Source organism: Pseudomonas sp. CM27 (assembly GCF_013179515.1).
Classification (GTDB): Bacteria; Pseudomonadota; Gammaproteobacteria; order Pseudomonadales; family Pseudomonadaceae; genus Aquipseudomonas.
On the sequence record NZ_JABMCN010000179.1, the window covers coordinates 1 to 12343 of the forward strand.

The 12343-nt window shown below is 62.3% G+C and carries 11 protein-coding genes; 5 read left to right on the forward strand and 6 right to left on the reverse strand.

Annotation, left to right across the window (positions count from 1 at the left end; genetic code table 11):
- A partial coding sequence (locus HP547_RS20375; protein WP_172287269.1) for a YajQ family cyclic di-GMP-binding protein occupies positions 1–476 on the reverse strand: 476 nt, incomplete at its 3' end.
- A 101-nt stretch (positions 477–577) separates the two neighbouring features.
- Between HP547_RS20375 and HP547_RS20380 the strand changes: the two genes are divergently transcribed.
- From HP547_RS20380 to HP547_RS20390, 3 genes are read left to right on the forward strand one after another with little or no spacing between them, the layout of a single operon-like run.
- Positions 578–1495: a putative 2-dehydropantoate 2-reductase gene (locus tag HP547_RS20380; RefSeq protein WP_172287270.1), complete on the forward strand. Its 918-nt coding sequence runs from the start codon at positions 578–580 to the stop codon at positions 1493–1495.
- Between the two features lie 38 nt (positions 1496–1533).
- Entirely contained in the window at positions 1534–3564 is a 2031-nt protein-coding gene (locus HP547_RS20385) for an ATP-binding protein (RefSeq protein ID WP_172221033.1), read from the forward strand.
- A gap of 1 nt (position 3565) precedes the next feature.
- The gene (locus tag HP547_RS20390) at positions 3566–4132 is read left to right on the forward strand and encodes a cob(I)yrinic acid a,c-diamide adenosyltransferase (protein ID WP_172221015.1); all 567 of its coding nucleotides are present in this window, start codon (positions 3566–3568) and stop codon (positions 4130–4132) included.
- A 170-nt stretch (positions 4133–4302) separates the two neighbouring features.
- Here HP547_RS20390 and HP547_RS20395 read toward each other — a convergent pair whose 3' ends face one another.
- From HP547_RS20395 to secA, 4 genes are all read right to left on the reverse strand, one after another.
- A complete protein-coding gene (locus tag HP547_RS20395; protein WP_172287271.1) occupies positions 4303–5247 on the reverse strand; it encodes a Nudix family hydrolase in 945 nt (314 codons plus the stop codon).
- Positions 5244–5876 carry a glutathione S-transferase family protein gene (locus HP547_RS20400; protein ID WP_172233064.1) on the reverse strand — a complete coding sequence of 211 codons (633 nt, stop codon included), beginning with the start codon at positions 5874–5876 and terminating at the stop codon, positions 5244–5246. The genes HP547_RS20395 and HP547_RS20400 overlap by 4 nt, the downstream gene beginning before the upstream one ends.
- Positions 5877–5929: 53 nt before the next feature.
- The gene (gene argJ / locus HP547_RS20405; RefSeq protein WP_172287272.1) at positions 5930–7147 is read right to left on the reverse strand and encodes a bifunctional glutamate N-acetyltransferase/amino-acid acetyltransferase ArgJ; all 1218 of its coding nucleotides are present in this window, start codon (positions 7145–7147) and stop codon (positions 5930–5932) included.
- Between the two features lie 172 nt (positions 7148–7319).
- Positions 7320–10055 (reverse strand): preprotein translocase subunit SecA, encoded by a 2736-nt coding sequence (gene secA, locus HP547_RS20410; RefSeq protein ID WP_172287273.1) that lies wholly within the window; start codon positions 10053–10055, stop codon positions 7320–7322.
- A gap of 328 nt (positions 10056–10383) precedes the next feature.
- Between secA and HP547_RS20415 the strand changes: the two genes are divergently transcribed.
- Entirely contained in the window at positions 10384–10839 is a 456-nt protein-coding gene (locus HP547_RS20415; protein ID WP_172230923.1) for a DUF721 domain-containing protein, read from the forward strand.
- A 99-nt stretch (positions 10840–10938) separates the two neighbouring features.
- Positions 10939–11826, forward strand: a complete 888-nt coding sequence (locus tag HP547_RS20420) for a hypothetical protein (RefSeq protein WP_172287274.1) — start codon at positions 10939–10941, stop codon at positions 11824–11826.
- Positions 11827–11902: 76 nt separating this feature from the next.
- Here HP547_RS20420 and lpxC read toward each other — a convergent pair.
- On the reverse strand, positions 11903–12343 hold a 441-nt coding region (gene lpxC, locus HP547_RS20425), incomplete at its 5' end, for a UDP-3-O-acyl-N-acetylglucosamine deacetylase (protein WP_172287275.1).

Sequence of the window (12343 nt, forward strand, 5' to 3'; positions counted from 1 at the left end):
AAGTTGTTGAACTGCAGCGGCATGTCGAATTCCTTGGCGCGCAGGGCTGCAATCGCCTCTTGCAGGTCGTCACGCTTCTTGCCGGTGACACGCACCTGCTCGCCCTGAATGGCGGCCTGCACCTTCAGCTTGGCGTCCTTGATGTGCGCGACGATCTTCTTCGCCAGCTCTTTGTCGATGCCCTCACGGAACTTGGCTTCCTGCTTCATTTCCTTGCCGGAGGCATAGGCGTCCTGGGTTTCCAGGCATTTTACGTCGATCTTGCGTTTGACCAGTGCTCCGCGCAGGATCTCGATCATGGCCTCGAGCTGGAACTCGGCCTCGGCGGTCAGCAGGACGGTCTGGTCCTTGTCCTTGAACTCGAAGCTGCCCTTGCCTTTGAGGTCATAGCGGCGATCCAGCTCCTTGATGGCATTGTCGACAGCGTTTTGCACTTCGTGCTTGTCCAGTTCCGATACCACGTCGAACGAAGGCATGGTGATTCTCCAAAAATGAAAGCGCGCTCAGTCTGAAGATGGAGCGCGTCAGGGTTAGGCGGTTAAAATGCGGACTCATTATAACGGGTTGCGAAACGCATATGAGCAGCACCTGGCATATTCTCGGCGCCGGTAGCCTGGGCAGCCTGTGGGCCTGCCGCCTGGCACGCGCGGGCAAAGCGGTACGGCTGATCGTGCGAGACCAGCAGCGCCTGCGCGGCTACCAACAAGCGGGCGGGCTGACGCTGATCGAAAACGAGCAGCCCCGGCATTACGCCATCCCCGCCGAAACCGCACCGGCACACGGGCCGATCCACCGCCTGCTGGTGGCCTGCAAGGCCTATGACGCAGCGCCGGCCATCGCCAGCGTGGCCCCACGGTTGGCTGAAGGTGCCGAAGTGCTGCTGTTGCAGAACGGCATGGGTAGCCAGGACGAAGCCGCCGAGCTGGTGCCGCACGCGCGTTGCGTGTTCGTGTCCAGTACCGAAGGGGCGTTCCGCGAAGGTGACTGGCAGGTGCGTTTTGCCGGCCACGGTTTCAACTGGCTGGGCGACCCACGCAACCCCACCATCCCGGCGTGGTTCGATGACCTGCACGAGGCCGGTATCCCTGCCGAATGGACGGTGGATATCCTCACCCGGCTATGGCGCAAGCTGGCGCTCAATTGCGCCATCAACCCGTTGACCGTGCTGTACGACTGCCAGAACGGCGGGCTGCTGGGCCACCTGGACGAGGTCGAGGCGCTGTGCGCCGAACTGGCCGGGTTGCTGCGCCGGTGCGGCCAGCCCGAAGCGGCGCACGGGCTGAATGAAGAGGTGCAACGGGTGATCCTTGCTACCGCAGCCAACTACTCTTCCATGTACCAGGACGTGCGTGCTGGCCGGCGTACCGAGGTGCATTATCTGCTCGGCCACGCCTGCCGCGCCGCTGCTCGTCATGGCCTGCAGCTGCCGCAGCTGGAACACTTGCTGCAGCGTCTGGTCGAAAACCTGCGCCTGCGTGGCTTGCCCTGCGACTGACGCGGCCCCAACAACCGGATACGGACATTGCCTAGCCCATGACCTTGCGCCAACGCCTGGAAAACCTCCCGGTCGGGCAGAAGCTGCTGGCCGCCCTGCTGGTGTTGCTGGTGACCATCCTGCTGGTGGCCAACCTCACGTTCATCAGCGCCGCCTACTGGATCACCCAGGAAAGCATGGCGCCGCAGGCGCTGCAGACCATCGGCCGGCTGGTGGCCAACCCACAATTGGCGGCCCGCGCGGGCGATACCCCGGAAACCGCCAGCGCCCTGCTCAAGGAACTGGACAGCTACACCCCGCTACGCGCTGCCGCCGTCTACGGCGGCGATGGCCGGATGCTGGCGCAACTGCAGCATGGTGACCCGCTGGCCCTGCCCAAGCGTTTTCGCAACATCGACGGCTGGCGCCTGATGGAGTTTCGCAGCACCCAGCTGATCCGCATCCCGCGCGAGGCCAACCCGCCGGCGCACCTGCTGCTGGTGGCCAGCAGCGAACTGCCCACCGCCTTCTACACCGGTACCCTCAGCGCCAGCCTGGGCATTCTGGTGTTCAGCATCCTGCTGTGGATCGTGATCGCCCGGCAGATCAAACGCCTGATCACCCAGCCGATCAACCAGCTGGAGGAGCTCAGCCGCCAGGTTACCCGCGAAGAGAGCTACGCACTGCGCGCCCAGCGTGGCAACGATGACGAAATCGGTAGCCTGGCAGAAGCCTTCAACACCATGCTCTCGCGCATCGAAGCCCGCGAACACCAGCTCAAGCGCACCCGCGATGAATTCCAGGACGCCTATGATCAGGCCCAGGGCCTGGCCGAGGAAACCCGCCATACCAACCGCAAGCTGGAGCTGGAAGTCCAGGTGCGCAGCAAGATCGAGAAAAAGCTCACCGGTTTCCAGAACTACCTCAACAGCATCATCGACTCCATGCCCTCGGCGCTGATCGCCCTCGATGAACAGCTCTACGTGACCCAGTGGAACCACGAAGCCACGGTACTTTCAGGCACACCACTGGACGAAGCGCTGAACCAACCGATCTTCATCGCCTTCGAGCCGTTGAAGCCGTTTTTGCCACAGCTGAAGGAAACCGTGGAAAAGCACCGGGTGGCGAAGATCGAGCGGGTGACCTGGCCCAAGGGCGATGACCTGCGCCACTACGCCCTGACCTTCTACCCGCTGACCGGCGGGGGCGGCCGTGGCGTGGTTATCCGCATCGATGACATCACCCAGCGCCTGTCGCTGGAAGAGATGATGGTGCAGTCCGAGAAAATGCTCTCCGTCGGCGGCCTGGCTGCCGGCATGGCCCATGAGATCAACAACCCGCTGGGTGCCATCCTGCATAACGTGCAGAACATCCGTCGGCGCCTGTCGCCCGACCTGCCGCGCAACCTGGAGCAGGCCCAAGAGCTTGGCATCGACCTGTCCACCGTCAACCGCTACCTGCAAAGCCGCGAAGTGCCGCAGCTGCTCGATGGTATCCAGCAGGCCGGTGCCCGCGCGGCCAAGATCGTCACCCACATGCTCAGCTTCAGCCGCCGCAGCAACCGCCAGCTGGCACCATGCGACCTGCCGGCACTGATCGACCAGGCGGTGGACATTGCCGGCAACGACTTCGACCTGGCGATCGGCTTCGACTTCAAGGGCCAGGCCATCGTGCGCCAGTTCGACCCGGCGCTGGGGCCGGTACCGTGCACCGCCAACGAACTTGAACAGGTGCTGCTCAACCTGCTGAAAAACGCCGCCCAGGCCATTCACCTGAGGCCGCAGCCGAGCGAGCCCGGGCGTATTACCCTGCGCACCCGGCTGAACCCGCCGTGGGCGGAAATCCAGGTCGAGGACAATGGCGTGGGCATGCCCGAGGCGGTGCGCAAACGCACCTTCGAGCCGTTCTTCACCACCAAGGAAATCGGCCAGGGCACCGGGCTGGGCCTGTCGGTCTCGTACTTCATCATCACCAACAACCACAAGGGGCAGATGGAGGTGCAGTCCACGCCGGGCCAAGGCACCTGCTTCACCTTGCGCCTGCCCCTGGGCCAGCCGGCAACGACGGCGCCGGCCAACACGGAGAAATGACATGGGCTACCGCCTGTCGAAGATTTACACCCGCACCGGAGACAAGGGCGAAACCGGCCTGGGCGACGGACGCCGAGTGCCCAAGGACCACCCGCGGATCGAGGCGATTGGCGAGGTGGACAGCTTGAACAGCCAGTTGGGCGTACTGTTGGCGTGCTTGGCCGAGGCCGGTCTGGATGAGGTGAGTACAGTGCTGGCGCCCTGTCAGCACCGCTTGTTCGACCTGGGCGGGGAACTGGCGATGCCCAGCTACCAGGCGTTGAACCAGACAGAGGTGGAGCGCCTGGAGGCGGCCATCGATGTGTGGAACGAAGAGCTGGGGCCGTTGAAGAACTTCATCCTGCCCAGCGGCTCGATGCTGGTGGCGCAGGCACATGTGTGCCGCAGCCTGGCGCGCAGTGCCGAGCGGCGGTGTCAGCAGTTGAATACCGTTGAAACGCTGGAAGGGGTTGGGTTGGCGTATATCAACCGGCTTTCGGACCTGCTGTTTGTGGCCGCGCGGATCATAGGGCGGCGGCAGGGGGTGGCCGAGGTTTTGTGGCAGCCGGCGGTAAAGCCTGAAGGCTGATATTTTTGCGGCTGCTGCGCAGCCCATCGCCGGCAAGCCAGCTCCCACAGAGACGGCACAGACTTCAAACCCTGTGCAGGCTCAGTGGGAGCTGGCACAGACTTCAAGCCCTGCGCGGGCTCTGTGGGAGCTGGCTGGCCGGCGATGGGCCGCATGGCGGCCCCAATTACTCAGGCGTCAGGCCAGAACGCCCGGATCCCGGCCACACCCTGTGCCCCGATATTCCAGGCCTGCTCACGCTCATCGGGCCCTACCCCACCCAGCAGATAAACCGGCTTGCTGAACCCGGCGATCAGGCGCTGCGCCTCGTCCCAGCCCAATGGCACGGCCTCGGGATGGGTCTGGGTGGCCTGCACCGGCGACAAGGTGACGAAATCCACGTCCATCTGCTCGGCCAGCGCCAGCTCCTCGGCACTGTGGCAGGACCCCGCCAGCCAGCGCTCCTTGGGGAACGGCCGGCCCTTGGCCGCGTATTTGCGCAACTGCGCTGCCGTCAGGTGCCAACCGGCAGCCGGGAAGTCACCCAGCCATTCCAACGGCCCTTTCAGCATCAGTTGCGCCTTGCCTGCACACAGCCCGACCGCATCCACCGCCACGTCGCGATACTTGGGGTCGTACATGTCCGGGGCCCGCAACTGGACCAGGCGGATGCCACTGGCAACCGCCTTCTGGATGCCCTTGAGCATCCGCGGCACCTCCAGCCCCTCCGGGGTGATGAGGTACTGATCAGGCAGGCGCGCGGCAGCAACGATTGGTTTGTTGGCCTCGGGAAATTCGTACTGAGCCAGATCGCGCGGGGCAACCCACTCCAGCGGTTGCCCCTCGGCGCCGTGCGGCTCGCCCGTGAACGCCTCGACTTCGCGAACATCCAGCAGCACCTGCTTGTCCGGGTAGTCATGGCTGACCTTGATCAAGGCCCGCGAACGGCTCACCTCGATACCCAACTCCTCGCGCAGCTCACGGGCCAGCGCCGCCTCGACGCCCTCGCCGTCCTCTACCTTGCCGCCAGGAAACTCCCACAGGCCGCCCTGATGCTGAGTGTCGGCACGGCGTGCGATCAGAATGCGGCCATCGCTGCCGCGAATCACAGCGGCTACTACATGAATACGTTTCACCCTGCACGCTCCGCCAGGCCAGCCTGCTGCCAGGCCTTGAACGCTGGCCACTGATAAATGGTCTCGATGTAGGTTGCCGCCTCTGCGGGCACCTCCACCCGGTAGGTACGCAGCCGCACAGCCACCGGGGCGAAGAAGGCATCGGCCAGGCTCGGCTTGCCGAACAGGAACGGGCCGCTGTCCTTGGCCACCACCCGACATTCGGACCACAGCGCAACCATACGATCGATGTCGATCTGCACGTCCAGCGGCACGCTGTCCAGTGCCTGATCGCGCGACAGATCGAACGGCATGGCCCCGCGCAGGGCGAAGAAGCCGCTGTGCATCTGCGCGCACGCCGACCGCGCCTGGGCGCGGGCAGCCACGTCGGCAGGCCACAGTTGGGCCTCGGGGTGGCGTTCGTTGAGGTATTCGGCAATCGCCAGCGAGTCGGCGATCACTCCGTGCTCGGTCTTGAGCAACGGCACCTTGCCGGTAGCCGAGTACGCGAGCAGGCGCTGACGGGTGTCAGGCTGATTGAGTTTGATCAAGGATTCTTCGTATGGCACGCCGGCCAGCTCAAGGGCCAGGGCGCCACGCAGCGACCAGGAGGAGTACAGCTTGTCGCCGATGATCAGGTGATAGCTCATGGTTCGGCTCCATCATTTGGAAAAATCGGGGCCGCGTTGCGGCCCCGATCACATCAGGTACGGTACTCGGCGTTGATCTTCACGTATTCGTGCGACAGGTCGGTGGTCCAGATGGTTTCGCTGCACTGGCCACGGCCCAGCTCGATGCGGATGGTGATCTCTTCCTGGGCCATTACTGCCGAACCCTGCGCTTCGGTGTAGCTCGGGCTGCGGCCGCCCTGGCTGGCGATGCAGACGCTGTCCAGGTACACGTCGATCAGGCTGACATCCAGCTCTGGCACGCCGGCACGGCCGACTGCTGCCAGGATACGACCCCAGTTGGGGTCAGAGGCGAACAAGGCGGTCTTGATCAGCGGCGAGTGGGCCACGGCGTAGCCCACGTCCAGGCATTCCTGGTGGTTGCCACCACCGTTAACCTGCACGGTGACGAACTTGGTGGCACCTTCGCCGTCACGGACGATGGCCTGGGCAACTTCCATGCACACTTCGAACACCGCCTTTTTCAGCGCTTCAAACAACGCACCGCCGGCTTCGGTCACTTCCGGCAGGTTGGCCTTGCCGGTGGCGATCAGCATGCAGCAGTCGTTGGTCGAGGTGTCGCCATCGATGGTGATGCGGTTGAACGACTTGTTGGCGCCGTCGAGCATCAGGTCCTTGAGCACCGCTGGCGACACCTTGGCGTCGGTAGCGATGTAGCCGAGCATGGTGGCCATGTTCGGGCGGATCATGCCTGCACCTTTGCTGATGCCGGTGACGGTAACGGTCACGCCATCATGTTGAAACTGACGGCTGGCGCCCTTGGGCAAGGTGTCGGTGGTCATGATGCCGGTGGCGGCTTCCGCCCAGTGGTTTTCCGACAGGTTGTCGAGGGCGGCCTGCAGCGCACCTTCGATCTTCTCGACCGGCAGCGGCTCGCCGATCACGCCGGTGGAAAATGGCAGTACCGCTTCGGCGGGCACACCAGCCAGCTTGGCCAGCTTGGCGCAGGTACGCTCGGCAGCGGCCAGGCCTGGGGCGCCGGTACCGGCGTTGGCGTTACCGGTGTTGGTCAGCAGATAGCGCACGGTGCCCTGTACACGTTGCTTGGAGAGGATCACCGGCGCGGCACAAAAGGCGTTGAGGGTGAACACGCCGGCCACGCTGGAGCCTTCGGCGCAGCGCATGACCACTACATCCTTGCGCCCCGGGCGCTTGATGCCGGCAGAAGCGATGCCGAGTTCAAAACCCGGAACCGGGTGCAGGGTAGGCAAAGGACCAAGACCAACAGCCATTAGAGCGCTCCTAGAAATTACGGTTGATAGCGAAAAACGGGGCCGCTTCGCGCCCCATCGCGACACAAGGCCGCTCCTACAGGGTTGTCGCGATTCCTGTGGGAGCGGCCTTGTGTCGCGATGGGCCGCACAGCGGCCCCCGGATGGTTCAGGTTACAACAACCGGATCAGATCACTCGATCTGCCCGTGGCAATGCTTGAACTTCTTGCCCGAGCCACACCAGCACGGCTCGTTGCGGCCCAGCTTCTGGTCATTGCGCACTGGCGCGGCAGCGACCGCCACTTCAGCGCCCTCCTCGCTCAGTTGCTCGCTTTCCAGGCCAGGGGCCGGGGCATGCTGGAACTGCATGCGGCTGGCCAGCTCCTCGGCCTCGCGGCGCAGGCGGGCTTCCTCTTCGACCGGGTCTTCGCGGCGAACCTGGACGTGCGACAGCACACGGATGGTATCGCGCTTGATCGACTCGAGCAGTTCCTGGAACAGGCTGAACGACTCGCGCTTGTACTCCTGCTTCGGGTTCTTCTGCGCATAACCACGCAGGTGGATACCGTGACGCAGGTGGTCCATGGTCGACAGGTGGTCTTTCCACAGATCGTCCAGCACACGCAGCAGGATCTGCTTCTCGAAGGTGCGCAGGGCGTCGATACCGGCCTGGTCTTCCTTCTCGGTGTAGGCCGTGGTGATTTCGCTGAGCAGCCGCTCGCGCAGGGTCTCTTCGTAGAGGTGATCGTCCTCGTCGAGCCACTGCTGGATCGGCAGCTTCATGGCGAAATCGCTGGCCAGCGCAGCTTCCAGGCCGGCCACGTCCCACTGCTCGGGCAGCGACTGCGGCGGAATGTGCTGGCTGATGGTAGCGTCCAGCACTTCCTTGCGGAATTCGACGATGGTGTCGCCGATGTTCTCGGCGGCCAGCAGGCTGTTGCGCATGTGGTAGATCACCTTGCGCTGCTCGTTGGCCACGTCGTCGTATTCGAGCAATTGCTTACGGATGTCGAAGTTGCGGCCTTCGACCTTGCGCTGGGCCTTCTCGATGGCGTTGGTGACCATGCGGTGCTCGATGGCCTCGCCCGACTGCATCCCCAGCGCCTTCATGAAGTTCTTCACCCGGTCAGAGGCGAAGATGCGCATCAGGCTGTCTTCCAGCGACAGGTAGAAGCGGCTGGAACCCGGGTCACCCTGACGGCCGGAACGGCCACGCAGCTGGTTGTCGATACGGCGCGATTCATGGCGCTCGGAAGCGATCACATGCAGGCCACCCGACTCGATCACCTGCTGGTGACGCTTCTGCCAGTCGGCCTTGATCTGGGCAATCTGCTCGGCCGTAGGGCTTTCCAGCGCGGCCACTTCGGCTTCCCAGTTACCGCCCAGCAGGATGTCGGTACCACGACCAGCCATGTTGGTGGCGATGGTCAGGGCACCCGGCGCGCCTGCTTGTGCGATGATCTCGGCTTCTTTTTCATGATACTTGGCGTTGAGCACCTTGTGCTCGATGCCTTCCTGCTGCAGCAGGTTGGACATGTGCTCGGAGGTTTCGATGGTCGCCGTACCTACCAGCACCGGGCGGCCAAGGGTCATGCTTTCCTTGATGTCGGCAATGATCGCGGCGTATTTCTCGTCGGCGGTCAGGTACACCAGGTCGTTGAAGTCCTTGCGCGCCAGCGGCTTGTTCGGCGGGATGACCATCACGTTGAGCCCGTAGATGGACTGGAACTCGAACGCTTCGGTGTCGGCGGTGCCGGTCATGCCGGACAGCTTGGTGTACAGGCGGAAGTAGTTCTGGAAGGTGGTCGAAGCCAGGGTCTGGCTTTCGGCCTGGATGTTCAGGTTTTCTTTCGCTTCGATGGCCTGGTGCAGGCCCTCGGACAGGCGACGACCGGGCATGGTACGGCCGGTGTGCTCGTCGATCAGCAGCACCTGGCCGTCCTGGACGATGTACTCGACATTGCGATGGAACAGCTTGTGCGCGCGCAGGCCGGCATAGACGTGGGTCAGCAGGCCCAGGTTGTGCGACGAATACAGGCTCTCGCCCTCGGCCAGCAGGCCGGCCTGGGTGAGCATGTCTTCAATGTACTGGTGACCCGCTTCGTTGAGCTCGACCTGCCGGCTCTTCTCGTCGATGGTGAAGTGGCCTTCCTGGGTAACCTGGCCTTCCACTTCCTCGATGTGCTGCTTCAGGCGCGGGATCAGGCGGTTGATCTCGATGTACAGCTTGGAGCTGTCTTCGGCCTGGCCAGAGATGATCAGCGGGGTACGCGCTTCATCGATGAGGATGGAGTCGACTTCGTCGATGACCGAGAAGTTGAGTTCACGCTGGAACTTCTCTTCCTGGCTGAACGCCATGTTGTCGCGCAGGTAGTCGAAACCGAATTCGTTGTTGGTGCCGTAGGTGATGTCGGACGCGTACGCGGCGCGCTTTTCTTCCGGCGGCTGGAATGCCGAGACGATGCCGACCGACAGGCCGAGGAACTCGTACAGCGGGCGCATCCAGTTGGCGTCGCGGCGGGCCAGGTAATCGTTGACGGTGACCACGTGCACGCCTTTGCCCGACAGTGCGTTGAGGTACACGGCCAGGGTACCGACCAAGGTCTTGCCTTCACCGGTGCGCATTTCTGCGATCATACCCTCGTGCAGGGTCATGCCGCCGATCAGCTGCACGTCGAAGTGACGCATGCCCATCACGCGCTTGCCGGCCTCGCGCGCGACAGCGAAGGCTTCGGGCAGCAATTGGTCCAGTGTCTCGCCTTTGGCCAGGCGCTCCTTGAACTCTGCGGTCTTGCCCCGCAGTTGTTCGTCGGAGAGGGCCACCATCTTCTCTTCGAAGGCATTGACGATAGCTACCGTCTTGAGCATGCGTTTCACTTCACGCTCGTTCTTGCTTCCAAAAAGTTTTTTTAACAAAGGCGCAAACATATTGGCAGGATCTTCCACACGTAGGGATGGAGGGCGGCCCCATGAGTCGCCCGTGCAGCCCTAAGGCCGCATGCGAACGAGCATTCTACCCGGAAACGATGGTGAAGAAAGTGGTGGATTTCCACGATACTTTTACCGCGTTTTGGCAGGGGCTTGTCTTAGATAGGGGCATTGTCCCTGAGTTCAAGGCCTGGCTACATGAAAGGTATCGAGAATTAGTCTTATCTCGTCTTGCCTGTGTCGCCTCTTCTCGGCGGCTCGACGCGAAGAGGCCGGCACGGGCAGCTGAGGTGGTAGACTGCCGTTCTTGTAACCACATGCGTACCCCATGGCCTACAAACCCTCCCCCGCCCAGCCACCGTCCGCCCTGCTGCGCCAGGTGCGCCCGCTGCGCCTGCTGTTGAACCAGGCCGAGCGCCTGGAACACTTGCAGCGCCTGCTGGAAAGCCAGCTGCAACCCGCTGCCCGCGAGCATTGCCACGTGGCGTCGTGGCGCGATGGCACGTTGTTGCTGGTGGTAACCGACGGCCATTGGGCGACACGCCTGCGCTATCAGCAGAAGCGCTTGCTGGCGGCGTTGCAGGGCATGGAGGCATTCGGCAATCTCAGGCGAATTCTGTTCAAGGTCCAGCCCCCGCTGGTACCGGCCAAGCGCGGTGGGCACATTGCTGAGCTGTCGAGCAGTGCTGCCGAAAGCTTGCGCGATACGGCGGAAGGTATCACCGACCCTAAATTGCGCGCGGCACTGGAACGCCTGGCATCTCACGCCTCGTTAAAGCCCTGACGCTCGATATCCGCCCTCCCGCAACTGATAGTTTTGCCAGTTTACGCAGCCTGCCGATGCGCCCGACTATTTGAACCCCGACACATGAGGTTCAATGCCATGAGCTACTTCTTTGATCACAGCACTTTTGAGTCTGATGCCTGGAACGACTGGAGCGTCAATCCGACCTACAAGCATCTGGTCATTATCATCAAGGAAGAACACACAGACAACCACTGCCTGAGCTTCGCCCAGCACCTGCTGGGCACTACCATTTCGAAAACTTTCAGCGGGCTCACAAGTGGCACTGAGTATGTAATATCCGCGCGCGTGAAGCGTCTGGAAGGAAGCGACTTTGATCCAGAGCTCCGATGGACATTTGACGGCCATGATTCGGACACCGCCGAACGATTGACCAGTCAAGATTGGCACACCTACCGGGCGCGCTTTACCGCCTCAGGGGGCGAGCAGCGAGTAGCGCTGACCGTACGCAGCCTCCCGCCAATCCCAGATTCAGCACCGTCACCAGCCCATTTTCTACTAGATGAAATCTGGATTCATCCAAGCCAATGCGAAGAACTTTTTGACGGCTCCCCGCAACAGCTCATTCGCGAAGGCGCGAAGATTGATCGAGAAGTCATGACGGTCCACTTCGTGTCGGGCGAAGGACAAGCAGGCATCCACAGATACACTTATCAGACCCCCGGAAAGCTGGAGAAAGAAGCCTTGGCGATGGGCATGGATGACAAGAAGCAGGAACTCAAGCTGGATCTGAACGGAGCGTTTTCCCAGGTCGATTTTCAACTGACCTGGCTTCAGGCTGATGCAAAAATCCAGTTTTTCAGCCCCTCGCACAAACCCTTGCATACGCTGGACTTGAAAAAAGTGGATGGCCTTGATCATTCGATAAATTATCGCTGCGGCGATGCAGAAACTATCGCCAGCATCGTGATCGAGGCTCAGGATCACATCTACATGGACTTCTTCAAATTCACCACACCGCTATAACTCAGGCCCTGGAACAGAATCCCCAATAAAAAAGGCCACCTCGCGGTGGCCTCAATGAACTAGAGAGTGTTCGAACTTACACCGCCGCAACAGGGCGCATGTAGGAGATCGGTGCCGTGCTGGCATCTTCGAACGTAACCACTTCCCAGGCATCGGTTTCAGCAATGAGCTTGCGCAGCAGCTGGTTGTTCAGCGCGTGGCCGGACTTGAAGCCCTTGAACTCGCCGATCAGACTGTTGCCCAGCAGGTACAGGTCGCCAATGGCGTCGAGGATCTTGTGCTTGACGAATTCGTCTTCGTAACGAAGGCCGTCTTCATTGAGCACACCGTCCTCATCGACCACGATGGCGTTCTCGACACTGCCACCCAGCGCAAGGTTGTGCTTGCGCAGGTACTCGATATCACGCATGAAGCCGAAGGTACGGGCGCGGCTGACTTCCTTCACGAACGAGGTGCTGGAGAAGTCGACGCTGGCGCTCTGGGTCCGGTTGCGAAGCACCGGGTGATCGAAGTCGAT

Coding starts and splice junctions, on each gene's coding strand:
- secA (WP_172287273.1), bottom strand. CDS start 10,055: ATGTTTGCGCCTTTGTTAAAAAAACTTTTTGGAAGCAAGAACGAGCGT.
- HP547_RS20415 (WP_172230923.1), top strand. CDS start 10,384: ATGGCCTACAAACCCTCCCCCGCCCAGCCACCGTCCGCCCTGCTGCGC.
- HP547_RS20420 (WP_172287274.1), top strand. CDS start 10,939: ATGAGCTACTTCTTTGATCACAGCACTTTTGAGTCTGATGCCTGGAAC.
- HP547_RS20385 (WP_172221033.1), top strand. CDS start 1,534: ATGACCTTGCGCCAACGCCTGGAAAACCTCCCGGTCGGGCAGAAGCTG.
- HP547_RS20390 (WP_172221015.1), top strand. CDS start 3,566: ATGGGCTACCGCCTGTCGAAGATTTACACCCGCACCGGAGACAAGGGC.
- argJ (WP_172287272.1), bottom strand. CDS start 7,147: ATGGCTGTTGGTCTTGGTCCTTTGCCTACCCTGCACCCGGTTCCGGGT.
- HP547_RS20380 (WP_172287270.1), top strand. CDS start 578: ATGAGCAGCACCTGGCATATTCTCGGCGCCGGTAGCCTGGGCAGCCTG.
- HP547_RS20400 (WP_172233064.1), bottom strand. CDS start 5,876: ATGAGCTATCACCTGATCATCGGCGACAAGCTGTACTCCTCCTGGTCG.